The organism is Citricoccus muralis, from assembly GCF_003386075.1.
GTDB lineage: Bacteria > Actinomycetota > Actinomycetes > Actinomycetales > Micrococcaceae > Citricoccus > Citricoccus muralis.
The window spans coordinates 129,960-154,096 of sequence record NZ_QREH01000001.1; the positions used below are offsets into that span (position 1 = coordinate 129,960).

The window sequence follows — 24,137 nt, forward strand, 5'->3', positions numbered from 1 at the left end:
CGCCCGACCTGCTAGCCGACCTCGTCCGGGTCCAAGTCGCCGATGATATTGACCGGGTTGGCGGAACCGTTGGCCAGGGAGTAGGTCACGCCGATGATGGCCGTGCGGCCCTCGTTGACGGCCTTGGACACGGACATCGAGGACTCCATCAGGCGGGAGCTGATCTGGCGCACGTTCTCCGCCACCGTGCCGTTGACGTCCTTGACTCCGGCACGCCGGGCGGAGATCACGGCGGGGATGATGCGTTCCACGAGGGAGCGGATGAACCCCGGGGGCATCTCGCCGGACACGTAGGACTCCACGGCGGCCGTCACGGCGCCACAGCTGTCATGGCCGAGGACCACGATCAGCGGGATGTCGAGGATATCCACGGAGTACTCGAGGGAGCCGAGGACGGCGTCGTCGATCACCTGGCCCGCGGTGCGGACCACGAAGACGTCGCCCAGCCCCACGTCGAAGATGATCTCCGCCGCGAGCCGGGAGTCCGAGCAACCGAAGATCACGGCCACCGGATGCTGCTCGTGCGTCAGGGAGGCACGGCGAGCGGCATCCTGGTTGGGGTGATTGGAGGCATCCGTCACGAAGCGTTCGTTGCCGGCTCGCAGCAGGTCCCACGCGGCCGAGGGGGTCAGGGGGGAGGAGGACGGAGAGGTGGCGTTCTTCAAGTCGGCACTGTCGGTCATCGGTTCTGCTTCCTAGTTATTGAGCTGCTGAGTGGACGTCAGTTGTCCTCGGCGGAATCGTGGATGGAGTCCTGGATAGCGGCAGCCAGGGTGTCCATCGCGGCCAGATCACCGGAGCCAGTGATGAGGATGGTGGTCCCGTCCAGTTCTGTCACCATATGCCGGTCACCGTCGGCCGGCTCGTACAAGTCCCACGTGGTCCCATCCACGGAGCGGGTCCCGGTCAGGGGCGCGTTGTCCATCTGCTGGGACAGCCACGTGGGATTGGCCTGGACGGTCTGCTTGAACCCGGCGAAGTCGTCACCGGCGGTGACGTACCCGGCCTCCCAGAACTCCACCTGGTCCACGCCGGCGCCGTTCCACCGGGCGAAGGTGGCGTTCCAGTCCGCAGGGACGCGCGGGGCGACGGCGGAGAAGCCGGCCGTGGCCGAGGCCTGTTCGGCGGTGGCTGTGACGTCCACGGTGCGCTCGTAGGTCTCCTCAGTGCTGCTGGGATTCATGAACACCACCAGCAGGGCGATGGCCAGGGTGGCCAGCACGGAGATCACCATGGCCCGTGCGGACTGTCCGGCCCGCTTGGCCTGCTTCTGCGTCAGTCGTGGCTTGGGGACCGGACCGGGAGCCGGGCTGGGAACCGAACTGTCGGCCGAGCCGGCGGCCGGATCGGTCTCGGGCTGAGGGGAAGTCACCGGTCCATTCTGCCATCAGCCGGGACACTAGGATGGATTTGGAGACGTTCCCCCACAGACGGAGTATTTCGGTGACCACTGACCAGCCCGAGAACAATGACGTTCAGACCGACACGGCACGGTCGCGCACCGCGGAGCCGCATCACACGGATCGCAGCATCCTCAGCCCGAGCCTGGCCGTGTCCGGGACCAAGCCGGATCGCAACCTGGCCATGGAACTGGTTCGAGTGACTGAGGCCGCCGCCATCGCCGCCGGCCACTGGGTGGGCTACGGGGATAAGAACACGGCGGACGCCGCCGCCGTGGACGCGATGCGCGCCTTCATGGACACCGTCGCGATGAACGGTGTGGTGGTCATCGGCGAGGGTGAGAAGGACGAGGCACCCATGCTCTTCAACGGCGAGAACGTCGGTGACGGCACCGGGCCCGAGGTGGATGTTGCCGTGGACCCGATCGACGGCACCCGACTGACCGCCATGGGCTACCCCAACGCGCTGTCCGTGTTCGCCGTGGCCGAGCGCGGTGCCATGTTCGACCCCTCGGCCGTGTTCTACATGGACAAGCTCGTCGTGGGACCGGAGGCCGCTGACTTCGTCGACCTCCGCCTGCCCATCAAGCAGAACATCCACCTGGTCGCCAAGGCCCTGGGCAAGCCCATCAGCCAGCTGAACGTGTGCGTGCTGGACCGGCCGCGCCACGAGAAGCTGGTCGCCGAGATCCGCGCCGCCGGTGCCCGCGTGAAGTTCATCATGGACGGTGATGTGGCCGGGGGCATCGCCGCGGCCCGCCATGACACGGATGTGGACATGCTGCTCGGGATCGGTGGCACGCCGGAGGGCATCATCACCGCCTGCGCCATCAAGGCCATCGGCGGTGTGATCCAGGGCCGGCTGGCCCCGATTGACGACGCCGAGCGCCAGCGGGCCATCGACGCAGGCCATGACCTGGACGCGGTCCTCACCACCGACGACCTGGTCAAGACCGACAACGCCTACTTCGCCGCCACCGGCATCACCGACGGTGACCTGCTGCGCGGCGTGCGCTACTACAACGACCGCGTGACCACGCAGTCCATGGTCATGCGCTCCAAGTCCGGCACCGTGCGCGTGATCGAGGCCGAGCACCAGGCCCGCAAGTGGGAGCCCTGGATCGGCCCGGACGCCCTGCCGGTGCGCTGAGCTGCCACCACTCCTTCACAACTGGCGGTCGAGATCGCACCAATTTACTGGCGGGTAACCGGCCGGAATAGGGCGAAATCGACCGCCAGTTCTCTGTTGTCAGGGGAGGGTGACGGAGAAGAGGGTGGCCGGCTCCTCGCCGGTGCCATGAACGATCGCGGCGGCATCGGCCGCCGTCAGGAACACTGACTCCCCGGGGGTCAGTACAGCCGCCTCGGTGCCGGCCTCGACCCGGACCCGTCCGGCGGTGCACACCGCCAGGACCGGACCGCGGGCGGTCAGGGTGGTGCCGTCGGCGGCGGGTAGATCCAGCCGTTCGACCTGGAACTCCTCGAACGGCGGACGGAACACCAGATGGCCGTCCCCTTCCGCGATAGGGGCGCAGTACGGCACCGGCACGGACTCGAAGGCGACGACCCGGCGCAGCTCGGGGACGTCCACGTGTTTGGGTGTCAGCCCGCCGCGCAGCACGTTGTCCGAGGCGGCCATGACCTCCACGCCCAGTCCATGCAGGTAGGCGTGGACGTTGCCGGCCGGCAGGTGGATCGCCTGGCCCGGCGCCAGATCCACGCGGTTGAGCAGGATCGAGACCAGTACACCCGGGTCCACCGGATAGTGCTCGGCGATCCCCACCGCCGTGGACAGGTTCAGATCCTCGTCCAGGGCCCGCGGAGCCTTCTTCAAGGCGGCGACGACGGCCGTCACCCAGGTGCCTGAGGACCAGTCCCCGGCGGGGTCGAGCAGGTCCGCGAAGACGCGCTCGAGCGCCGGGCTGCCCCCACCGTCGACGCCATCGCGGTCGGGTTCTCCTCCGCCGTGCAAGAGGAGGTCGGCGTAGCCGGCCACCGTCTGGGCCACCGAGACTTCGGAGGTCGACGCGGCGGACGCGTAGGCCGCGCCGGGTACGCCGGGTGCGGCGTCTGCGAGGCCGGGCGGGCCGGCGTCGTGGTCCTCCATGTTCTCGGCCAGCACCTGGGCCAGTCGGGAGAACGAGGTGCCGGCATCCTGGGCCGAGCGGAATCCACACAGGGCGGCGAAGGGGGTCAGGGCCACGAGCATCTCGGGCTTGTGGTTGTCATCCCGGTAGTTGCGGTGGGGCGCCGAGACCGGGACATCCGCGGCCTCCTCGGCGGCGAACCCGGCGCGGGCCTGCTCGAGGGCCGGATGGGCCTGGATCGACAGCGGGCGCCCCGCGGCCAGCAGCTTCACGAGGAAGGGCAGGCTGCCGTAGCGCGCGGCCTCGCCCAGCAGCGTCTCCGGGTCAGAGGCCAGCAGCTCGTCGAGGGGCACTGGCGCGGACTCGGGATCGCTCGCCGGGACCGCTCCAGCGGGAGCACCAGGGTGTGCGCCCATCCACATCTCCGCCTCCGGACGGCCGGTGGGAGTCCGGTCCTGGAGCTCGGCCAGCAGGGTGGCGGAACCCCACGCGTAGTCACGGATGGGGGTGCGCAACAGGAACATGCTCCCAGCCTATCCACCCACCGGAGACCACCCGGTGCATCGTTCTTGCATGTTGCATGCAACCTACTATGCTGACTGTTGTCCCCACCACATTCGTTGTGCGCGCCGTTCGTTTCAGCGGGGCGCACCAGGCACGAACGGAGCCGCTAGTGCACCAGCCAGTCGAGGGCCTCGGCGCTCCGAGTATCCGCGAACTCGGGCCGATCTCGCGTCTCCTGGGTGATCAGCATGGACGCGGTGTGGCTGATGTGCCGCGCCAGGGCCGAGCCCACCTCAGCGTCCCGCCCCTCCCGGAACGCCTCCATGATGTCCCGGTGATCCTCGAAGCACTCCTGTGCGGTGCGCGAGGTGGGTACAGTCCCCACGCCGGTCTGCAGCACGAAGTCACGCTGTTCGCTGAGCAACTGATTGGCCTTGTCATTACCAGCCCCGGCCAACAGGGTGCGGTGGAAGTCCCGGTCTGCCCGGAGCACCCGTTCCGGGTCGCCGTCCTCCGCCGCGCGTCGGAAGGCCTCATAAGCCTGCTCCACGTCGGCAGCCGTGGCCGCGGTCTTCAGCTGGGTGGCGCGGCGGGCCAAGGGGGCCTCCAGCATGAGCCTGATCTGGAACACCTCGATCAGGCTCTGGAGCGAGGTGCTGAGGATGCGCACCCCGCGGTTCCGCTCGATCTCGACGAGTCCGCGGCGGGCGAGCTCCTGCAGAGCCTCTCGGATCGGGGTGCGGGAGACGTTGAGCTGGTTGCCCAGCTCGGTCGCCGTGTACAGCTCCCCGGGAACCAGATCACCACTGACGATCGATGCCCGAATCGATTCCACGGCCTGGTCGGTCAGGCTCGCAGGCCGATGGACAGATTTCATCCCTCCAGTATGCCAACCCACAGAAAGCGACGGTCCAGTCATGACCTCATTCGCCGTCATCGGTGCCGGAATCATCGGTGCCGCGGTCGCCCGGGAGCTGACCCAACGCTTCCCCGACGACCACGTCACCGTGTATGACAAAGCGGACAGCGTGGCCTCCCACCAGACCGGCCACAACTCCGGTGTGGTCCACGCCGGCCTCTACTACCAGCCGGGCAGCCTGAAGGCCCGGTTATGCCGCCGTGGGGTCAACCTGCTGCGGGACTACGCCCTGGACCGCGGTGTGCCCTATGAGGAGTGCGGCAAGCTGGTCGTGGCACTGGAACAGGTCGAGGAGGACCGCTTGCGGACCATCCACGAGAAGGCCATCGCCAACGGCGTGCCGGGCGTCGAATTGGTCGGCCCGGAACGGATCCTCGAGATCGAGCCCAACGCCACCGGGCGCCTCGCACTGCACTCCCCGCAGACGGCGATCATCGACTACGCGGCGGTGACCCGGGCCCTGATCAACGACGTCCGGTCGGCCGGCGGGACCGTTCGCCTCGGCGCCGAGGTCACCGGGATCACCAACACCGCGGACGGATGCAGCATCAGCACCCCGGCGGGCACCGAGTCCTTCGACTTCGTCATCGCCTGCGCCGGACTCCAATCAGACCGCATCGCCCGGATGGCCGGGGGAGACGCCTACCCGAAGATCGTGCCGTTCTTCGGCCAGTACTCGAAGCTGGCACCGGAGTACCGCACCGTGCTCAACGGACTCGTCTACCCGGTGCCGGACCCGGCCTACCCCTTCCTCGGCGTCCACCTGACCAAGCGCGTGGACGGGGAGATGCTCGTGGGCCCCAACGCCTTCCTCTCCTTCGGCCGTGAGAACTACTCGGGGCGGCGCATCGGCATCAAGGACAGCCTGGACGTGGCGGCCAACCCGGGGTTCTGGAAGTTCGCCACCCGGAACATGTCGGCGGCCGTCCAGGAGTTCGGTGCCGTGGTCTCCCGCCAGAAGTTCCTGGCCGGAGCCGCGCGCTACGTGCCCTCCCTGGACGGGGCGGAGTCCACGCCCATCACCCGTGGCATCCGCGCCCAGTCGATGGATGCCAACGGACACCTCATGGACGACTTCGTCATCGAGGACATCGGACGCGCCACGCTCCTGCGCAACGCACCGTCCCCGGGGGCCACCTCCTCCTTGGCCATCGCCGAACACATCGTCTCCGAGATGGCCGCGAAGCATCGGCTCGCCTCTCGGGCTAGCGGGCAGCTGGACTAACCCGCCGCGCAGAGGTGGTTGGTGGAGGCGGCGTCCTCCAGCAGGCCGGTCTGGCCCGTGTCCTCGAGGTGCTGCAGATACTCGTGCGTGATCTCGGATCCGTCCGGCTGGGTCGGCGGCGCCGGCCAGTCAGCGGGGTCGTCGCTGGCGCCGGCCTCCTGTGAGGCGGAGGCAACCAGGGAGGCCGTGGCGTCCACGAACAGCAGCGGGGCCGGGGACGTGCCGGCGGCGTTCGGGGTGCCATCCTCGGCGAGCATGCCGTCCACCCGGGTGTGGATCTCGTCGAAGTCCGGGTAGGTGGTGAACCGGCCGTCCGCACCCTCGAAGTCCGGGGGACCGATGGTCAGCCGCCCCATGCCCTGGGACTGTCCCTTCGTGGCCAAGGAGACGAACGTGCCCAGCTGCTGCCCCGGCAGGTCGGTCTCCACGATCTGCTCGCCGGCGTCCAGGATGCCCTGGAACCGGGTCACCAGGGTCTGGGGATTGAACTGGGCCAGCATGGCGGACTGGATGCACTGCTGGCGGCGGATGCGGGAGTAATCCGTGGAGAAGTGTCGGGAGCGGGCGAAGGCGAGGGCCTCTTCGCCATTGAAGTCATAGGTCCCGGGTCCCCACCACGCGTTGCCCCATTCCCCGTCCGGGCGGGACCCGCGGTAGGTCGTCCAACCGCCGGACGTGACCGTCACTCCGCCCATGGAGTCGATGAGCTGGGAGAACCCGCCCATGTCCACCATCGCGTAGGCCTGGATGTCCAGTCCGAGGATGCCGCCGGCGGCATCCATCATGGCCTCCGCGCCGGGATCCTCCGCACCGGGATAGAGATCCTGGTGGTTCTCCATGACGTCCGTGTACAGGGCGTTGATGATGCACTCGTCGCCGCAGGCGAAGCCCTCCGGGTAGGCGCCCCACAGGGGGGAGTCCTCGGAGAACGGGGCGTTCTGGAAGTTGCGGGGGATGGAGAACAGGATCGTGCTGCCGGTCTCGGCATTCACGGAGGCCACATGGATGGAGTCCGGCCGCAGACCGACCCGGCCCTCACCGGCGTCGCCACCCATGAGCAGGAAGTTGTAGCGGCCGGCCACCGGCTCGATGGCGGGGCCGGGCGGGAAGATCTCATTCAGGGCGTTGCGCCCGGCGTTCACGGCGAAGGAGCCGTAGCCGAGCACGCCGGACGTGGCCACGAGCAGCAGCACCGTGGAGAAGGCCAGCAGAGGCTTCATCCCGGGGGCCACCAGCCTGAGCCGCAGCAGCCGGAAGGTGTCGATCCAGAGCACCACCCATCCGATGGCCAGGGCCGCCAGGACCACGACCGCGGCCAGCTGGACCCAGGTGTTGGCGAAGGCCTGGACCAGCAGGTCCCGATTGACCACCAGCAGCACGAGCGCGACGACGACCAGGAACCAGACCGTCAGGGTCACCCGCAGCGCGGCGCGGCCGAGGGCGCGATTCCCGGCCACCACCTGGGCGCCGCCGGGGACGAACAGGGTGAGCAGCAGCAGGATCCAGGCCCGCTTGGTGCGTTGGGGGGCTGCGGCGCTCTGCGGGTCGCGGACCGGGTCGGGCCCTGCTTCGCCCGTTCCTTGCGGGCCGTGCAGGAGGGACGGGTTTCTCTGGGGAATCTGGCCTGCCATCACGGGCGGTATCCGGGCCGGCCGGCCAACGACTCCTGCAACCATTCACCCTTGGCGCTGGCCGTGTTCCGCAAATCGGCGGCGAACTCCACCAGCTTCTCGCGCAGCTCTGCCGCCTCCGGGTCGGTTCCCGCCGCAAGGATCCGCACGGCCAGCAACCCGGCGTTGCGGGCGCCGCCGATGGACACGGTGGCCACCGGGACACCGGCGGGCATCTGCACGATGGACAGCAGGGAGTCCATGCCGTCGAGCGTCTTGAGGGGCACAGGCACGCCGATCACCGGCAGGGGAGTGGTGGAGGCGATCATGCCCGGCAGGTGGGCGGCGCCACCTGCGCCGGCGATGATCACCCGGATCCCGCGTTCGTGTGCCTCGGTGCCGAAAGCCACCATCTCGTGCGGCATGCGGTGGGCGGATACGACGCCGGCCTCGTAGGCAATCCCGAATTCCTCCAGGGCCGCTGCGGCGGCCTCCATCACGGGCCAGTCGGAGTCGGAGCCCATGATCACGGCCACCCGGGCGGGGGCCACACCCGCCTGCGCGGTGGTCGTGGGTGCTTCGCTGGGGGTCATGACTGCTCCTGCTGATCGGCGGCCCGCGATCCGGCCTGTGCGCCGGTGCCTGGACCGGCCTGCGGTCCCTCGCTGATGATCGCGGCGGCGCCCTCGGCTGCCGCGCGGGCTGAGGCCAGGTCCTCGGGGGTGGCCGCGGTGACATTGACGTGACCGATCTTGCGGCCGGGACGCACGGACTTGCCGTAGGCGTGGATCTTGGCCTCGGGGAAGGCCGTCATGGCGCTGGGGAACGCCGCGTAGAGATCCTCGTTGGCTCCACCGAGGTAGTTCTTCATCACGGTGTAGGCACCGAGGGGGGCCGTGGACCCCAGCGGGAGGTCGAGCACCGCGCGGACGTGCTGTTCGAACTGGCCGGTGACGGCGCCGTCCATGGACCAGTGGCCCGAGTTGTGGGGGCGCATGGCCAGTTCGTTGACCATGAAACCGGGGCCGACGCCGGGGGTCTCGAACAGTTCCACGGCGAGCATGCCGGTCACGCCGAGTCCCTTGGCCAGGGTCACGGCGGCCTCCTCGGCCGCGTGGGCCGTTTGAGGGTCCAGACCCGGTGCCGGGGCGGTGACCACGTCACACACGCCGTCTGTCTGGATCGACTCGACCACCGGGTAGGAGGCGGTTGCCCCCGAGGGGCTGCGGGCCACCTGGGCGGAGAGCTCGCGGGAGAAGTCCACCATTTCCTCGACCAGCAGTGCCTCGAAGCCCAGCTCGAACCAGTCGCCGCAGGACTCGGCGGCCTCGGCCGAGCGCAGGACCCGCACGCCCTTGCCGTCGTAGCCGCCGCGCGGGGTCTTGAGGACCACGGGCCAGCCGGTCCGGTCGCCGAAGTCGAGCAGCTCGGCCACGGAGGACACGGCGGCCCACGCCGGGTTCGCCAGTCCGAGACGGTCACAGGCCTGGCGCATGAGCAGCTTGTCCTGGGCGTACTGCAGGGCCTCCGGCCCGGGCTGCAGGTTCACGCCGGCCGCCTCCAGCGCCCGCAGGTGCGCTGGGGGCACGTGCTCATGGTCGAACGTCACCACGTCCACCTCGGCCACGAAGGCCTTCAGCGCCTCGAGGTCCTGGTAGTCGCCCACCGTGGAGGGGGCTGCCGTGGTGGCCGAGACGTCCGGGCCCTCGGCCAGGACTCTCAGCCGCACGCCCAGGGCTGTTGCTGCCGGGGCCATCATGCGCGCCAACTGGCCGCCGCCCACTACTCCGATCACAGGAAAACTCACGGACCTAGGGTAACCAGCGGATCCGTCCCAGTCCGGCAGAACCGCCCGCCGGCCTCCAGTTGTCAGGAAACGGGGAGAAATCCGGTCTAGGGTATGCAAAGACATTTGCCGGTTCTCGGCCGTATTCTGCACGCAACAAGGAGTCCACCCACCCCCATGATCAGCAACCTGTGGCAACGTTTCGTGGCCCTGGTCGCCATGCTCTGGCGCGAGGTCGCCAAGTTCGGGGCGGTCGGTGCGGCCGCCTTCGTGGTGGACTCGGCGATCTTCCTGTGGCTCATGAACGGCCCGATGGAGGGCAGCAACGTCAAGTCCAAGATCGTGGCCAGCGTGGTCGCCACGATCTTCTCCTATGTGGCCAACCGCCTCTGGACCTTCCGCCACCGCCGGCAGAACAACCTCATGCGCGAGTTCGTGTTGTTCGCCGTGATGAATGTCATCGGCATGGGCATCCAGGCCGGTTGCGTGTTCGTGGCGCAGTACGGTCTGGGCGTCACCTCGACCGCCGGCATCTTCATTGCCGGAAGCGTGGTCGGGCTGGTCCTGGGCACCATCTTCCGCTTCTTCGCCTACCGGTTCTGGGTGTTCACCGAGGAACTGGACGCAGACCCCAAGTTCAAGGACGATCGCGAACGGCTCACGGGAGAGCTGCCGGTCATCCGCACCGCCGACACCCCGCGCCGGCACCGCAGGGGGGCCACCTCGTCGGCGTCCGGCCCCGTGGCGCCGCCGGCCCGCACGGCGCTGCAGGGTCCGTCCGCGCCTTCGGCACGCACGCCCGCCGAACCTCGATAGCCACTCACCGGGCAGTCACCGGTGAAGGTTGCCCAGCCGCTCGGCCTCCACGATGCGGGCCGAGGCCCCGCTGAGGTCCGTGTCCCGTTCCGGCACCAGCACCACCGGGAATCCCCGGTCCCAGGTCCCGACGACGGCGCGCGCGGTCCCGCGGTCCAGCCGCCCGCCCGTGGCCGCCACCACCAGCCCCCGCTCGCGGTGGGACCACCGCGACAGGGGCGCGCCGGCGTCGTCTGTGGGGTGCTCCGTGGACTGCGGGGACGGCAGGTCCTCCCATGCCTCGACGAGCGACGGCAGGCTAGTCCCCGGCAGCGGGAGGTGGCACTGGTCCGCCTGCATCTGCACCTCGTCGGCATAGTCCAGGGCGTGAGAGGGCAGTTCCGCGTCCGGTGAGGGCAGCGCCTCCAGCGCCTCCAGCGCCTCCGAAGCCTCAGAGAGCTCCGACGCCCCTGATGACTTCAGGGTCCCGGGGGACACCGCCCAGAGGTCGGCGGGATGATCCGACCAGGCCCCGGGCGTCCCGGACACCACCAGGTCCACCGCACCGGATTCCGCCGGGGTGGACGAGGAGTCGGAGGCGAATCGCACCTGCACGCCAGCGCGCGCGGCGCCCAGCAGCAGGGCCAGCGACTTCCATCCCAGGGGCAGGTCCACCAGGATCGTGGAGCCGGGGCCGTGGCCCTCGACGTCCAGCAGGTTGGCGGTCTTGGCGGCCCAGTTGGCCAGGACCCGGCCGGAGAGCTCGACGCGGTCGCCGTCGGCGGCGTGGTCCACCACGGCCGGACGGGGAGAGGCCGCGATCGTCTCGAACCAGGTCAGACGCCGGCCGGACGGACCGTTTGCGCCTCCTGCTGTTCCACCGGGTAGATTTATTCCGAGGTTGACCATGGATGTCCTTTCACCGTGGGGCAACACGCCCACATCCGCGCATCGGCGCGGCGGCGTGTCGGTAGGTCCGGGGCCGTTCCCCGCCTCACATTGTGCCGCCTCCGCTTGACGAACAGTGAGTTACACGGGTGTAATTCAGTTTGGAACGGTCATGGTGACCACGGCGCTTCCCACCGCCCACCACTGGTTCCCCGCTGCCGTCGGTACAGACGGAATCGGTCCGGGCGAGCCCGGCGCCGCGGGGGACGTGGTCGGAAGGCGTGTCAGGAGCCCTGCCCGATCCGCAGACACCGGAACCTCCGGTGACGGGATGATCAGCGTGAGAACGGGGAGGAATCACATGGAGAACGCCCAGCGCCTCGACGAGATCCACGAATCCAAAGCCAACCAGACCGGACTGTCCGGCCAACCCTTGACCGACGGCCCCTACCCGGGCCGCAGCGTACCCGCCGACTGGTTCCTCGACCCGGCCGACCCGGATGCGGCCCGCCGCCTCGAGACCGGCACCTCCCTGGGATCCCTCGAGGACCAGGCCACCGCTTTCCTGGCGGATCACGACGTCGACGACGTCGAAACCGATTCCCCGGCCGCTTCCGATATCGATGTCACCGCCACCGTCACCGCCCTGCACCCCGGCACGGTCACCCCACTGGAGGTCCCCGGCGAGACTCCCGGCGCGGACTCCACCAGCACGGCACAGCCCTCCGTCTGGCTGGGACTGCCCGGACTGGCCGATCCCCTCGACGTGGACGGCGAGCTCGCCTGGCAGGTCGACGCCCTGTGCGCCCAGACGGACCCCGAGGCCTTCTTCCCCGAGAAGGGCGGGTCCACCCGCGACGCCAAGAAGGTCTGCTCCGCCTGCACCGTTCGTAGTGAATGCCTCGAGTACGCCCTCGGAAACGACGAGCGCTTCGGCATCTGGGGCGGTCTGTCCGAGCGTGAGCGGCGCCGCCTGCGGAAACGGTCAGTCTGATTTCAGCTCCGGCCACCCTGCCTGCGTCCGCCGTCACCGGCGGCCCCGCGGCCCAGCACGTCACCGCCGTCGTGGTTGTCGACCGGCGGCCCGACCTGACCGCTGACGCCGTCCAGGCACTGCTCGATCAGGACCGGCACCCGGACCGCATCGTTGCCGTCTTCACCGGAGCGGTCGAGAATCGAACCAACACCGAGACCGCCGAGAACCAGGCCGGCACCGGTGCCGGCACAGCCGGCGAACTGCGACAGCACCTGGCCGGCCTCGTGGACGACGCCGGCCTCCCGTTTGCCTCCTTCGCCTCGTTCGACTCATTGCGCTCGTTCGACGGCAGCGCCGATCCAGACGTCACCGGCGGCACGGAGGACGCAGGCTGGCTGTGGTGGATCCACGACGATTCGCGTCCCGCCCCGGACGCGCTCCAGCGGTTGATGACGGTCGTGGAGACCTCCCCCTCCGTGACCATCGCCGGCTGCAAGCAGATCGAGCTGGGCCGTCCCCGGCACCTGCTGGACGTGGGGCTGACCGTCACCGCCGCCGCCGAGCCCATCAGCCTCGTCGAGCCCGGCGAACTGGACCAGGGCCAGTACAACGCTCGCACGGATACCTTCGCGGTTTCCGCCCCCGGCATGCTCATCCGCCAGGACGTCTGGACCGAGTTGGGCGGGTTCGATCCCTCCGGGCCGCCCACGGCGGCCGTCGTGGACCTGTGCTGGCGCAACCGGCTGGCCGGGCACCGCGTGGTCGTGGTCCCCGAGGCGGTCATCGGCCACGATGGCCGCGGTGAGGGCCTGGACGCCGGTACCTCGGCGCTCCGCGAGGCCTCCCTGTGGCTGCGTCTCAAGCACGCTCGGCCGTGGGCGGTGCCGCTGCTGTGGATCTGGGGCCTGATCACGGGGCTGGGCGGATTCGCCGCCTCTCTGCTGGCCAAGGAGCCCGGCCGCGGTGCCTCCCATCTGGCCGGCACCGTGCGGACCCTCGTGCGGATCGTGCCCCTGGCCGCTGCCCGACGCCAAGCCCGCAAGACCCGGCGGGCGCCCCGGTCGATCGTGGCCCTGCTCAAGGCCTCCGGCGCCGAGGTGCGCACCTACCGGCGCAGCGTCCTGGACCTCGAATCGCCGGAGGAGATCATCGGCGACGGCACCGGATCCACGATGATTGCCAGTGAGGCGACCGGCGGTCACGATGACTTCGCGGCCTTGGCCACCCCGGCACGCAACTGGGTGGGCACCGGCCTGGTCCTGGCCCTGCTGCTGCTCGGCGGCCTCTCCCTGGTGGGTCTGCGAGACCTGCTGGCCGCCCCGGCCCTGACCGGTGGTTCGCTGCTGCCGCTGACCGGCTCGGCCGCCGAGCTCTGGCACCACGCCACCGGCAGTTGGGCACCTGCCGGAGTCGGTGCCCCCGTCCAGCCCGGCCCCTTCGGGCTGGCGCTGACGGTCCTCGGCGTCACCGGCCAGGGGTCCCTGGCGATGGTGTGGCTGACCATCCTGGCCATGCCCCTGGCGGCCATCGGCGCCTGGACGGCCGCCGGCGCCGTGGCCCGCGGCCGGGGAGTGCGCCTGTTGGCGGCCCTGCTCTGGGGGCTGTCCCCGGCTCTGCTGACCGCCGCCGGCGAGGGCCGTCCCGGGGCCCTCCTGGTGCACCTCGGCCTGCCCTGGCTGGCCCTGGCCGTCATCCGCGCCACCGGGTCGGCCGCCTTGCGGCGACCCGACCCCGAGGGTGTCACCGAGGACACCCTGGGCGTCCTGCAGCGCCCCGGCCACCGTGGAGTGATCTCCTGGACGGCCTCGGGCTGGACCGCCCTGCTCCTCGCCGCCCTGGGGACCGCCGCACCCCTGCTGCTGCCGTTCCTCGTGGTGGGTGTGCTGGGCCTCGCCGTGCTGATGGGTCAGCGCGGGCGTGCCCTGTGGTGGACGCCCTTGCCGGGCCTGGCCCTGTTCCTCCCCACCGTCCTGACGCATTGGACGGACCTGCGCGCGGTCCTCGGCGATCCCGGTGTGCCGCAGGCCTACGATCCGGCTCCGCTATGGCAGCAGATCCTGGGCTTCCCGGAGGCCTTCGCCGCGGACTCCGGCCTGTTGGCCCTGCCGTGGCTGGACACGGCCGTGCCGGGCGGGGCCGGGTACCCCTGGGCCCTGGTCGCGGCGCTCGTCATCGGCCTTCCCGTCCTGGCAGCCGCCGTTGTGGGCGCCTTCATGACCGGGAGGATCGGCACGCAGGCCCGCATCGGCCTGGGCGCCACGGTGCTGGGACTGGCCGGTGCCGCCGTCGCGCCCCTGATCCCCACCTCGGTGGACGCCAATGGTGACCTGGTCACGGTGTTCACCGGCCCCTTCACCTCCACCGCGCTGTTGGGCGTCCTGATCGCCGCCGTCGCCGGGTTCAATGGCGTCCTGGGCCCGCGCAGGGTCCCCGGAGCGTCGCGTCTGGGGCTGCGCGCCGGAATCGGCCCGGCGCGGCGGACCGCCGTGGTGGTGCTGGCGGTCCTGGCCGGTAGTTCCGTGGCACTGACCGCGACCCTCTGGGTGGTGCCGCGCACCGTCCCCGGCTCGACCCTGGACCCCGCTGCCGGCGAGGCCCTGGCCTCGCGCACCGCGGACGGCGAGGCTGAGGCCATGCTGTCCACACTGGGTACCGGCAGCGTCATCGAGTCCAGCCCGGTCCGGCTGCTTCCGGCCACGGCAGCTGACCAAGGCGCCAGTGCGCTGGCGACCCGGACCGTGGTCCTGGAACGCCGTGCCGACGAACTGCAGGTCAGCCTCGCCAGCGGTGCCGGCCTCGCCCTGGACCGGCTCAGTGCCGGGTGGACCGCCCGCTCCCTGACCGGCACCTTGTCCCGCCCGACGGCGGCCGCCCCGGACCGTGCCGACGAACAGTTGCGCAGCCTGGGCGCCCAGCTGGTCTCCGGGGCCAACGCGGACCCGCGGCCCGCCCTCGAGGACTTCGGAGCAGCCTTCGTGGTGCTGCGGGACCCGGACGGGGGAGAGCTCGGCACCGCCGCCTCCATCGACGCCGTCCCGGGCCTGGCCCCGGTCGGCCTCACCGATTCCGGCTGGCTATGGCGCGTGCTGCCCGAAGAGGCCGGCGGCATCCCCGTGGCCGGAACCCACGACCTCGAGGACCGGATGGGCTTCTCGACGGCCCGCGCCCGGATCCTCGACGGCGCCGGCGAGACCACCCACCTGGTGTCCCGGCCCGGCACCACCGTGGATACCCCCATCCCGGCCGCCGAGGACGCGGAGCAGGGCGGGGAGCGCCAGCTGGTCCTGGCCGAACGGGCCGACTCCGGCTGGCACGCCACCCTCGATGGTGAGCCGCTCGACGCCCACACCGATGAGGGCACCGGTTGGGCCCAAGCTTTCGAATTGCCCGCTGACGGTGGTCAGCTCCGGGTCTGGCACTCCTCCCCGGCTGCGGCCTGGGCCTGGTGGATCCCCGGGCTCCTGCTCGTGCTCGCCGCCCTGTTGGCCATCCCCTCGCCCACCCGGCGCACGGACGTCCGGCCGCGGGCCGGCGGCACCGGCCTCGATGACGGAGTCGACGTCGGCACCGGCGAAGACACCGTTGATGACACCGTTGATGACCACGTGGGGACGGAGCAACGATGAGCGGCCAGGAGCACAATCCGCAGCCGGATGCCTCCGGCACCCCGGACGCGTCGGGGACGCCAAGTCAGGACTCCGCCCCGGACGCGTCCGGGACGCCGAGCCAGGACTCGCTGCAGGACCCGCCCGTCTCGCGGGGGCAGCTCAAGGGCCAACGGGCCGCAGCGGCGCGTGACCTCAAGCGTCAGGCCGCCCTCGAGGCGCACCAACGGGGCGTCGTGCGCAGGGTTCCCATGACCGCGGGCCTGGCCGGGGCCGGCGTCGTGGTCCTGGTGGCCGCCGCGGTCACCGCCGGGACGCTCGTCCCGCCCGCCACGCCGGAGGTGGACGGCCGTGCCGCGCCCGCCGCGCTGAATGCCGTGCCGGTCCGGTCGGTCTGCGCCGGCCCGCCGCGGCTGCCCGCCGGCGCCGAGGAGGGGACGGACACGCAGTTCAGTCCCGTCTCCACCTCCGCCGTCTCCCGGGTCACCTCGGTGCTGCTCTCCGATCTGGCCGGTCGGTTCCCCGGCAGCTCGATCAGCACCCTGGAATCGGCCGAGAACGGTGACTCCGGTGGGGGCGCCGAACCGGTGGACCTGACCGAGTCCCAGCCTGAAGAGGTCCAGCAGGGGGACCCGGCCACGGCAGGAGCGGATGGTGTCCCGGTCCGCGAGTCCGGCGTGGACCACCTTCAGTCCCCGGGTGGTGAAGCGGGCGAGGCCACGGCCGTCACAGTCGAGCCGATCGGCGGGCAGGCGATGCCCTCGGACGTCGTGTCCTTGTACTCCGCAACGGACGGCGACCTCGCCGGCACCGATGCCAGCTCCTGCCTCGCTCCGGCCCACGAACAGTGGGTCACCGGCATGACCACCACGGTGGGCTCGACCTCGATCCTGGTGCTCTCGAACCCCTCGGCGTCAGCGAGCACCGTGGACCTGACCCTCTACGGGGCCGACGGGCCGGTCGAGGCACCGGGCACCGCCGGCCTCGTCCTGGCACCCGGACAGACCCGCTCCATCGTGCTGGGCGGCATGGCCCCGGACGAGGAACACCTGGCCGTCCAGGTCCGTGCCCAGGGCGGCGCTGTCGGTGCCACGGCCCAGCAGCACCGGCTCTTCGGCATCACGCCGGGCGGCGTGGAGATCATCCAGCCGACCTCGAACCCCTCCCAGAGTGCGGTCATGCCCGGGCTCGTGGTGCCGAACAGGGCGGTCACCGAGGAGATCGTTGGCCAGGACGGCTACGAGCAGGCCGGCCCGGCCCTCTCGATCGCGGCGCCGACCAGCGCGGCCACCGCCGAGATCACCGTGAGCGGCCCGGACGGCACCGTGGAACTGCCGGAGGGTGGCCTGGTGGACATCGGCGCCGGGTCCACCGTGCGCTTCCCCCTGGACGGGCTGGACCATGGCGTCTACACCGTCACCGTGAGCGCTGATGCCCCCGTGGCGGCCAGCGCCCGTGGCCTGTCCGGCCAGGCCGGCGAGCCGGTCGACTTCTCCAGCGTGTCCGCCGTGGACTCGCTGGGCCTGGAACGGCTGGTGGCCCGGCCCGAGAACACCACCGCGAACCTGGTGCTGTATTCGGCTGAGGGCGGGGCCGTGGAGATCACCCCCGTCTCAGCGGACGGCAGTCTGGGGGAGTCCCGGGTGCAGGAGCTCGGCCCGGAGTCCACCCGGGCGCTCTCCTTCGCGGACCTGGCGGGCGGTGAGGGTGCCGTCCCCGCGGGGGCCCTGCTGGAGACCGTGGAGGGTCAGTTGCACGCCGCCGTGGACGTGCGCGGCGCGCAGGGGATCTCCGCGTACCCGGTGGTGCCGCAGCAACAGCAGGTCTCCGGCGTCCCGGTGCGCGTGGGGTACTGAGCCGGCCACCGGTCACGGGCCGGGCTGGCCTCGGCCCGCGCTGGGAACCGGCTGTGGAGGCCGTCTACCAGTGGAAGTCCGGGTCCACGGCCTCGGGCGTCAGGCCAGTCAGTTCGGCCCACTGTTCCACGACCGCCCCGTAGACGAGATCGGGCAACAGGGACGGAGCCGGGCACCGGGCCTCGAGTGGGCGCCGGTGGATGGTGATGACGGCCGTGCCCTGGGCATCGCGGCGCGTGGAGCCGGTGGGATCGTCCACCAGTTCCGCACCCCACGCCCGCACCAGCTCCAGGCGGTTCTCCAGGTCCTCGGGGACCATCGTCATGCGGAAGCGTGCCTGTTCCACGGCAGGGCCGCAGACCTCGGCCAGCCGGGACACCGCAGCGGCCAGGTGGTCGGAGAAGGCCTCGTTGCGGCTGCGGGCGCCGGGCAGTCCCGGCGGCATCAGCGGTCCGCGCAGGCCGCGTCCTCGGCGGTCCCGGCGGGGGGAGCGGGACACTGTTCCTGAGGAGGATCCTGACGTGCGGGGTGTGCGGGCTTCACCCGAATCCTGCCCCATGCCCCGTGCCCCGCCGTGTTCCACGGCAACGGGTTCAAAGGAAGTCATGACTCGATGCTAGACCCCGTAGGGGCGCGCCGGTACCGGGCGCCGGTACCGGGTGCGGGGAGGCCGGCGTCGGACATGGAGGTTCTACGGCCGGACGCCATCGAGCGAGGATTGGAATGCCGCCGGACACGCGTCCCGGCGGGGCAGTGCATGGCTTCCGGGACCCAGCGCGGTAGGGTGGTCTGCCGTGGGATCGATGCGACAGTGCTCCAAGACCAGCTGCCAATCTGCGGCTCTGGCAACGCTGACGTACAACTATGCCGATTCCACTGTGGTCCTGGGCCCCATGTCCCGGTTGGCCGAACCCCACACCTATGACCTGTGCGAGAAGCACTCCCGCAGCATGACCGCGCCGAAGGGCTGGGAGCTGCTGCGCATCCAGCTGCCGGAGGGTGCCGAACGCCCGGTTCCGGAGGAGCCGGACGACCTGTTGGCCCTAGCCCACGCAGTGCGTGAGCCGTCGGTCCGCAGTGAGCCGGCCCGTTCAGGCTCCTCCTCGGCGCCCCTGGTGGGGCGCCGAGGCACCTCGCCCGACGCCGGCCCCCGCCCGGAGACGACCGCTTCCGTCAACGGAGACGCCCCCGCACGCCCCGGACGGCCCACCCTGCGCCTGCTGCGCGACTCCTGATCTCCCTTCCGGCGAGTCCGGCGAGCTGGAGAACAGCGCCATCCGGGGAAACCTCCGCGCTGGTGGGGCCGTGGTCTGCCTTAGGCTGGGTCCATGACTGAGAACCCTGCCGACAGCGCTCCAAGCCCTGCCACCGACCCGGGTTACGCCAACCGCGTCACCGTCCCCGGGGCCGCCTTCGATTTCGCCGTCCGGGACCTCTCCCTGGCCGAGGCCGGCCGCCACCAGATCCGCCTGGCCGAGCACGAGATGCCGGGGCTGATGTCCCTGCGCCGCGAGTTCGGCGAGGCCCAGCCCCTCAAGGGTGCCCGGATCGCCGGCTCCCTGCACATGACGGTGCAGACCGGCGTGCTGATCGAAACCCTCACTGCCCTCGGCGCCGAGGTCCGTTGGGCGTCCTGCAACATCTTCTCCACCCAGGACGAGGCGGCCGCTGCGATCGTGGTCGGCGCCGGAACTCCGGACGAGCCCCAGGGCGTCCCGGTCTTCGCCTGGAAGAACGAGACCCTCTCCGATTACTGGTGGACCGCCTCTCAGATCCTCCTCTGGCCCGGGGCTGACCAGGACCCGGAGCTGGGCCCGAACATGATCCTCGACGATGGCGGGGACGCCACGATGCTGCTGCACAAGGGCGTGGAGTTCGAGGCCGCCGGTGCCGTGCCGAGTCCCACGGCGGACGATCCCGAGGAGTACCAGGTCGTCCTGGAGACCCTGCGGGCGTCCCTGGCCACGGACGGCCAGCGCTTCACGCGGATCGCCCAGGGCATCCGCGGGGCCACCGAGGAGACCACCACCGGCGTGCTCCGCCTCTACCAGCTGGCCGAGACGGGTCAGCTGATGTTCCCGGCCATCAACGTGAACGACGCGGTCACCAAGTCGAAGTTCGACAACAAGTACGGCATCCGCCATTCACTGCCGGACGGCATCATGCGCGGCACGGACGTGCTGATCGGCGGCAAGACGGCGGTCGTCTGCGGCTACGGTGACGTCGGCAAGGGCGCCGCCGAGGCCTTCCGCGGCCAGGGGGCCCGCGTGGTCGTCACCGAGGTGGACCCGATCAACGCCCTGCAGGCAGCCATGGACGGGTTCCAGGTGGTGCGCCTGGACGAGGTGATCGATTCCGGTGACATCTTCATCACCACCACGGGCGGCAAGGACATCATCATGGCCGAGGACATGGCCCGGATGAAGGACAAGGCGATCGTCGGCAACGTCGGCCACTTCGACAACGAGCTGGACATGGCCGGCCTGGCCAGGACCCCCGGCATCACCAAGACCGAGATCAAGCCGCAGGTCCACGAGTGGACGTTCGACTCCGGCACCGCGGACGAGCGCTCGATCATCGTGCTGTCCGAGGGGCGCCTGCTGAACCTGGGCAACGCCACCGGCCACCCGTCCTTCGTGATGAGTGCATCCTTCACCAACCAGGTGATGGCCCAGATGGAGCTCTTCGCCCGCCACGGGTCCATCACCGGCCTGGAGTACGAGAAGCAGGTGTACGTGCTGCCGAAGGTCCTGGACGAGAAGGTCGCCCGCCTCCACCTGGACGCCCTCGGCGCCCACCTGACCGAGCTGAGCAAGAGTCAGGCCGAGTACCTCGGTGTGGACGTGGCCGGACCGTACAAGGCGGACCACTACCGCTACTGAACCGCTACTGATCCTTCCTCGTCCCCCCGTTTTCAGTCGACTTGGGGTGGGTGTCTTGGCGCGACACCCACCCCAACTCGACTGAAAGCAGGGGTGGTGGGAAGAGTGGGGACGGTCAGGAGAATGGCAGGGAGTGCAGGCGTTCGGCGGCGGCGTCCGCTCTCTCCTGCTGGCGGCTCAGCAGCCGGAAGTCGCGGTTGCGCCGCTCGGCCACCACGGCCAGTAGGAAGTCCTCTACCGGTGCACCGGCGGGCGGGCCGGGGGAGACGAACGGCGCCACCTTCGCCGCCAGGCGGCCCGCGGTCTGCTGGCGGACTGTGGGCGGGACCGAACGGGCATTGCGCAGGAACTGCGTCACGGAGGCGACCAGGGCGTCCGGGAGGCGGCCGACGTCGGCCACCTCGGCCCACGGCCGCATCGACTCGGGAACGCCGGGCAGGGGCGGAGGGACGGCGCGCTGGCGTTCGACGACCACCTGGCTGCCGGCGACCATGTCCGCCAGGCGCTTGCCGCGTTCGTTCAGCATGGACGCGATGAGGGCCACGGAGCCGAACGTCATCCACAGCTCCATGATCCCGACCAGGACGCGGACCAGGCTGTGCCGCAGGCGGATGGAGCCGCCGTCGTCCCGCACCACGCGGGTGCCGAAGACGAGCTTGCCCAGTGAACGTCCCCGGCTGAGGGTCTCGACGGCCAGCGGGACGCCCACGAGCATGCCGACGACGAGGGCCAGCACCGTGGCCTGGGCCGCAGCCGGGTCCAGTTCCTCCAGGATCGTCTCCGCCAGGACCCAGACCACCGCGAGGAAGACCAGCACGAGAGTGATGGCGTCGATGAGGGCGCCGGCGGCCCGGACCACGAAGGACGCGGGCCGCAATTGCAGCACCACCGCCTCGCCGGTGACCACCGTCGTGCTCATGAACTACCCCCTGATACGGTCCCGCAGTTGTGCCGGACGGGTCATGCGGCCCGTCGTGTGCCCCGCCCAGCGTAGCGGCCGGTAGCCTGAAGTCGTGGATCTGGACGCCTACGCCTCAGTACATCGCCCCACGTGGGAGCGGTTGGACTCGTTGGCGCGCACCCGCCGCCTCGACGCCGGGCAGGCCGACGAGCTGCTCGAGCTCTACGGCCGGTCCTCCACCCACCTGTCCGTGGTGCAGGCCCATGACCCGGACGGGCCCCAGGCCGCCGGGCTGTCCATGGTGCTGGCCCGGGCCCGCAACCGGATCACGGGAGCGCCCTCCAACGCCTCCGCCGGCTTCTCCCGCTTCTTCCTCGAACAGCTGCCCGCCGCGTTCTACCGGATCCGCTGGCTCACGGTGCTCCTCGGGACGGCCTTCTGCCTCGTGGCGGTCTGGTTCGGATTCTGGGTGAACGGCGAACCCGAGGTGCTCGCCTCCCTGGGCACCGAGGAGCAGATGCGCGAGTACGCCGAGGAGCAGTTCACCGGCTACTACTCCGAGAACCCGGCCGCGTCCTTCGCCGGGCAGGTGTGGACCAACAACGCCTGGATCGCCGCGCAGGAGGTGGCCTTCGGGATCACCGGCTACTTCGTGCCCTACGTGCTCTTCGCCAATGCGCAGGGCGTCGGGATCTCCGGCGGGGTCATGGCGGCCCACGGCGAGCTGGACACCTTCTTCCTGTACATCCTCCCGCACGGGTTCATGGAGCTCACGGCGATCTTCATCGCCGGTGCCGCGGGGCTGCGGATCTTCTGGGCCTGGGTGGCCCCGGGACAGCGGACCCGGCTCGACTCCCTGGCCTCGGAGGGCCGCTCGCTGTTCACGGTGGCTGCCGGGCTGGTCCTCGTGCTGGCCGTGTCCGGTGTGGTGGAAGGCTTCGTCACCCCGTCCGGGTTGCCGCATTGGCTGCGACTGGGCATCGGCATGCTCGTGCTGGCCGGCTATTGGGCCTACACGCTGATCCTCGGCCGCCGGGCCGTCGCCGCGGGGGCTACGGGAGACCTTGAGGCGCACGACGCCGGCGCCCGCCAGCTCACTGCCTGAGCCCGCCTGAGCGCGCCGAGGGCGCGCGGGCGTGGCCGAAACCGCCACGGGCCGTAGCGGCACTAGTCTCTGAAGGAAAGGTCTCATCACGCGCGAACAGAAGGCAGGACGATGGCTGGCAAGGACAGGTCACAGGACGGCACGAACGCCTCCTCCGGCATGAACGGGGAGAGGGACGGGCGTACAGCGGAGCACACGGATACGCCCGAGTTCGAGAGCGGTCTGGACTACGCCGCGTTCATGGAGGACGAGGAGGGGAACACCTCTGATCCGACCGCTGAGGCGGACCCCGCCACCGCACCGGTGACCTCGGACGCCCTGGACTCCGGTGACGGCGGCTCACACCGCGCCGATCCGGGCACCCAGCCGACCGAGTCCATCGACCGGGCCGAACACCGTGCGGATCCTGGAACCCAGTCGACACAGTCCATCGACCGAGCTGAGCTGGACGCTTGGGCCGCCGGCGATGCCGCGGCGCAGGACCGCCCGGCCGCCCGCGCGCGGGGCGAGCGCGGTGAACTCCCGCCGGAGACCGTGACCGCCACCGCGACGCCGGAGCCTGATCCCGAGTCTGGCCGCTCCGGAACGGGCACCCTGTGGGACGACGGCGCCGCTGGCTCGACCGCCTTCGGCGCAGGAGTTGCCGGCGCAGGAGTGGCTGCGGGAACCCCCGTCACGGCCCCGCAGACTGCCCAGGACGACTACCGGGGCTTCTCCAGCGGTGCACACGCAGCGGACGCTGAGGACCGGCGTCGGGACCTGCGTGGTGCCGAGGCGCGTGCCGCGGCCCGGGACGAGGCGCTGGAAGGCCCTTCGACCGGGCCCAAGGTACTGCAGGTGCTGTTGGCGATCTTCTTCCCGATCGTCGTGCTGATCGCCGCCGTCCGCGCCGTGGCCTCTCCGCTCTTCCTGTGGATCGAGTACCACCGTCCCGGCTTCCCGGCCGACGAGCTGGGCTTCACCACCGAGGACCGGCTGACCTACGGCTCCGCCGGCATGGACTTCCTCTTCAACGCCGCACCACCCCGGTACCTGTCCGACCTGACACACCAGGGCAACCAGCTCTTCACGGACACCGAGGTCTCCCACATGGCGGACGTCAAGCTCGTCATGCTCATCAGCATGGCCGTCGGGGCCGTCCTGGGCCTGCTGTGCATCATCTTCATGATCGTGCTGGCCCGCACAGCCAAGGGCGGCATCCGCCGCTCGCTGTTCGCCGGATCCCTCTGGATGCTCGTGGTCCTGATCGCCCTGGCTGTACTGGCCGTGCTCGGCTGGGAGCAGTTCTTCGCGACCTTCCACAGCCTGTTCTTCGCGGACGGCACCTGGACCTTCCAGGCCACGGACGCCCTGATCCGGCTCTACCCGAACCAGTTCTGGATGGACGCCGGGATCGGCATCGCCGCCCTGGTGCTGGTGACGCTCATCGTGACCCTGATCTGCACCTGGCCCACCCGCCGCCGCCGGCACGAGTCCCGCCTGGCGCAGATGGACCTGATCCAGCGCCGCAACGACTGGTACGACGCCCAGGAAGCCTGACCCCGAGAACACGAGAGCGGTAACTGTCGACTCCACCGGAGAGTCTCGACAGTTACCGC

Annotated in this window: 20 protein-coding genes; 10 read left to right on the top strand and 10 right to left on the bottom strand. The window is 70.5% G+C overall.

The window, feature by feature from the left end; all coding sequences use genetic code 11:
• Positions 1–11 precede the first annotated feature (11 nt).
• Together C8E99_RS00540 and C8E99_RS00545 are read right to left on the bottom strand one after the other, a co-directional pair.
• The gene (locus tag C8E99_RS00540) at positions 12–683 is read right to left on the bottom strand and encodes a carbonic anhydrase (RefSeq protein ID WP_115930635.1); all 672 of its coding nucleotides are present in this window, start codon (positions 681–683) and stop codon (positions 12–14) included.
• A gap of 38 nt (positions 684–721) precedes the next feature.
• Positions 722–1,372 (bottom strand): DUF4245 domain-containing protein, encoded by a 651-nt coding sequence (locus C8E99_RS00545; RefSeq protein ID WP_115930636.1) that lies wholly within the window; start codon positions 1,370–1,372, stop codon positions 722–724.
• Positions 1,373–1,584: 212 nt separating this feature from the next.
• Here C8E99_RS00545 and glpX point away from each other — a divergent pair, with 212 nt between their 5' ends.
• On the top strand, positions 1,585–2,550 hold the full coding sequence (gene glpX / locus C8E99_RS00550; protein WP_245952411.1) for a class II fructose-bisphosphatase: 966 nt from the start codon (positions 1,585–1,587) through the stop codon (positions 2,548–2,550).
• Between the two features lie 99 nt (positions 2,551–2,649).
• Here the strand turns inward: glpX and manA are convergent, their stop codons facing one another.
• On the bottom strand, positions 2,650–4,011 hold the full coding sequence (gene manA / locus C8E99_RS00555) for a mannose-6-phosphate isomerase, class I (RefSeq protein ID WP_115930637.1): 1,362 nt from the start codon (positions 4,009–4,011) through the stop codon (positions 2,650–2,652).
• 146 nt (positions 4,012–4,157) lie between these two features.
• Entirely contained in the window at positions 4,158–4,868 is a 711-nt protein-coding gene (locus tag C8E99_RS15705; RefSeq protein WP_170144494.1) for a GntR family transcriptional regulator, read from the bottom strand.
• A 40-nt stretch (positions 4,869–4,908) separates the two neighbouring features.
• Between C8E99_RS15705 and lhgO the strand changes: the two genes are divergently transcribed.
• On the top strand, positions 4,909–6,135 hold the full coding sequence (gene lhgO, locus C8E99_RS00570) for an L-2-hydroxyglutarate oxidase (protein ID WP_115930638.1): 1,227 nt from the start codon (positions 4,909–4,911) through the stop codon (positions 6,133–6,135).
• Here lhgO and C8E99_RS00575 read toward each other — a convergent pair.
• From C8E99_RS00575 to C8E99_RS00585, 3 genes are read right to left on the bottom strand one after another with little or no spacing between them, the layout of a single operon-like run.
• Positions 6,132–7,766: an LCP family protein gene (locus tag C8E99_RS00575; protein WP_115930639.1), complete on the bottom strand. Its 1,635-nt coding sequence runs from the start codon at positions 7,764–7,766 to the stop codon at positions 6,132–6,134. The genes lhgO and C8E99_RS00575 overlap by 4 nt on opposite strands.
• On the bottom strand, positions 7,766–8,338 hold the full coding sequence (gene purE / locus C8E99_RS00580) for a 5-(carboxyamino)imidazole ribonucleotide mutase (RefSeq protein ID WP_115930640.1): 573 nt from the start codon (positions 8,336–8,338) through the stop codon (positions 7,766–7,768). Before purE ends, C8E99_RS00575 begins: the two co-directional genes overlap by 1 nt.
• A complete protein-coding gene (locus tag C8E99_RS00585; protein WP_115930641.1) occupies positions 8,335–9,552 on the bottom strand; it encodes a 5-(carboxyamino)imidazole ribonucleotide synthase in 1,218 nt (405 codons plus the stop codon). The genes purE and C8E99_RS00585 overlap by 4 nt, the downstream gene beginning before the upstream one ends.
• Before the next feature lie 156 nt (positions 9,553–9,708).
• On the opposite strand from C8E99_RS00585, the gene C8E99_RS00590 reads away from it, so the two are divergent.
• Positions 9,709–10,347 (top strand): GtrA family protein, encoded by a 639-nt coding sequence (locus tag C8E99_RS00590; protein WP_115930642.1) that lies wholly within the window; start codon positions 9,709–9,711, stop codon positions 10,345–10,347.
• Positions 10,348–10,362: 15 nt separating this feature from the next.
• On the opposite strand, the gene C8E99_RS00595 is transcribed toward C8E99_RS00590, so the two are convergent.
• Entirely contained in the window at positions 10,363–11,235 is an 873-nt protein-coding gene (locus C8E99_RS00595) for a TIGR03089 family protein (protein WP_147301143.1), read from the bottom strand.
• Between the two features lie 340 nt (positions 11,236–11,575).
• Here C8E99_RS00595 and C8E99_RS16120 point away from each other — a divergent pair, with 340 nt between their 5' ends.
• The 3 genes from C8E99_RS16120 to C8E99_RS00610 all read left to right on the top strand — a co-directional run bounded on the left by C8E99_RS16120 (position 11,576) and on the right by C8E99_RS00610 (position 17,651).
• Complete coding sequence (locus C8E99_RS16120) at positions 11,576–12,208, top strand: WhiB family transcriptional regulator (RefSeq protein WP_115930644.1); 633 nt, start codon at positions 11,576–11,578, stop codon at positions 12,206–12,208.
• Between the two features lie 71 nt (positions 12,209–12,279).
• Positions 12,280–15,816, top strand: coding sequence for a glycosyltransferase (locus C8E99_RS00605; RefSeq protein ID WP_115930645.1), 3,537 nt, complete (start codon positions 12,280–12,282; stop codon positions 15,814–15,816).
• Entirely contained in the window at positions 15,813–17,651 is a 1,839-nt protein-coding gene (locus tag C8E99_RS00610) for a DUF5719 family protein (protein WP_115930646.1), read from the top strand. The genes C8E99_RS00605 and C8E99_RS00610 overlap by 4 nt, the downstream gene beginning before the upstream one ends.
• Before the next feature lie 64 nt (positions 17,652–17,715).
• On the opposite strand, the gene C8E99_RS00615 is transcribed toward C8E99_RS00610, so the two are convergent.
• Positions 17,716–18,258 carry a metallopeptidase family protein gene (locus tag C8E99_RS00615; protein WP_147301144.1) on the bottom strand — a complete coding sequence of 181 codons (543 nt, stop codon included), beginning with the start codon at positions 18,256–18,258 and terminating at the stop codon, positions 17,716–17,718.
• 196 nt (positions 18,259–18,454) lie between these two features.
• On the opposite strand from C8E99_RS00615, the gene C8E99_RS00620 reads away from it, so the two are divergent.
• Together C8E99_RS00620 and ahcY are read left to right on the top strand one after the other, a co-directional pair.
• Positions 18,455–18,886: a DUF3499 domain-containing protein gene (locus tag C8E99_RS00620; RefSeq protein WP_211309074.1), complete on the top strand. Its 432-nt coding sequence runs from the start codon at positions 18,455–18,457 to the stop codon at positions 18,884–18,886.
• Between the two features lie 93 nt (positions 18,887–18,979).
• On the top strand, positions 18,980–20,533 hold the full coding sequence (ahcY, locus tag C8E99_RS00625; protein WP_115930649.1) for an adenosylhomocysteinase: 1,554 nt from the start codon (positions 18,980–18,982) through the stop codon (positions 20,531–20,533).
• Positions 20,534–20,648: 115 nt separating this feature from the next.
• On the opposite strand, the gene C8E99_RS00630 is transcribed toward ahcY, so the two are convergent.
• Positions 20,649–21,452 carry an RDD family protein gene (locus tag C8E99_RS00630; protein ID WP_115930650.1) on the bottom strand — a complete coding sequence of 268 codons (804 nt, stop codon included), beginning with the start codon at positions 21,450–21,452 and terminating at the stop codon, positions 20,649–20,651.
• 94 nt (positions 21,453–21,546) lie between these two features.
• Between C8E99_RS00630 and C8E99_RS00635 the strand changes: the two genes are divergently transcribed.
• A complete protein-coding gene (locus tag C8E99_RS00635) occupies positions 21,547–22,539 on the top strand; it encodes a stage II sporulation protein M (protein WP_115930651.1) in 993 nt (330 codons plus the stop codon).
• A 111-nt stretch (positions 22,540–22,650) separates the two neighbouring features.
• The gene (locus C8E99_RS00640) at positions 22,651–24,078 is read left to right on the top strand and encodes a TIGR01906 family membrane protein (RefSeq protein ID WP_245952006.1); all 1,428 of its coding nucleotides are present in this window, start codon (positions 22,651–22,653) and stop codon (positions 24,076–24,078) included.
• Positions 24,079–24,137: the final 59 nt, after the last annotated feature.

Excerpts from the sequence above, each read along its gene's own strand:
- C8E99_RS00540 (WP_115930635.1), bottom strand. The coding sequence starts at position 683 with ATGACCGACAGTGCCGACTTGAAGAACGCCACCTCTCCGTCCTCCTCC.
- glpX (WP_245952411.1), top strand. The coding sequence starts at position 1,585 with ATGGAACTGGTTCGAGTGACTGAGGCCGCCGCCATCGCCGCCGGCCAC.
- manA (WP_115930637.1), bottom strand. The coding sequence starts at position 4,011 with ATGTTCCTGTTGCGCACCCCCATCCGTGACTACGCGTGGGGTTCCGCC.
- C8E99_RS15705 (WP_170144494.1), bottom strand. The coding sequence starts at position 4,868 with ATGAAATCTGTCCATCGGCCTGCGAGCCTGACCGACCAGGCCGTGGAA.
- lhgO (WP_115930638.1), top strand. The coding sequence starts at position 4,909 with ATGACCTCATTCGCCGTCATCGGTGCCGGAATCATCGGTGCCGCGGTC.
- C8E99_RS00575 (WP_115930639.1), bottom strand. The coding sequence starts at position 7,766 with ATGGCAGGCCAGATTCCCCAGAGAAACCCGTCCCTCCTGCACGGCCCG.
- purE (WP_115930640.1), bottom strand. The coding sequence starts at position 8,338 with ATGACCCCCAGCGAAGCACCCACGACCACCGCGCAGGCGGGTGTGGCC.
- C8E99_RS00590 (WP_115930642.1), top strand. The coding sequence starts at position 9,709 with ATGATCAGCAACCTGTGGCAACGTTTCGTGGCCCTGGTCGCCATGCTC.
- C8E99_RS00595 (WP_147301143.1), bottom strand. The coding sequence starts at position 11,235 with ATGGTCAACCTCGGAATAAATCTACCCGGTGGAACAGCAGGAGGCGCA.
- C8E99_RS16120 (WP_115930644.1), top strand. The coding sequence starts at position 11,576 with ATGGAGAACGCCCAGCGCCTCGACGAGATCCACGAATCCAAAGCCAAC.
- C8E99_RS00610 (WP_115930646.1), top strand. The coding sequence starts at position 15,813 with ATGAGCGGCCAGGAGCACAATCCGCAGCCGGATGCCTCCGGCACCCCG.
- C8E99_RS00615 (WP_147301144.1), bottom strand. The coding sequence starts at position 18,258 with ATGACTTCCTTTGAACCCGTTGCCGTGGAACACGGCGGGGCACGGGGC.
- C8E99_RS00620 (WP_211309074.1), top strand. The coding sequence starts at position 18,455 with ATGCGACAGTGCTCCAAGACCAGCTGCCAATCTGCGGCTCTGGCAACG.
- ahcY (WP_115930649.1), top strand. The coding sequence starts at position 18,980 with ATGACTGAGAACCCTGCCGACAGCGCTCCAAGCCCTGCCACCGACCCG.
- C8E99_RS00630 (WP_115930650.1), bottom strand. The coding sequence starts at position 21,452 with ATGAGCACGACGGTGGTCACCGGCGAGGCGGTGGTGCTGCAATTGCGG.
- C8E99_RS00640 (WP_245952006.1), top strand. The coding sequence starts at position 22,651 with ATGGCTGGCAAGGACAGGTCACAGGACGGCACGAACGCCTCCTCCGGC.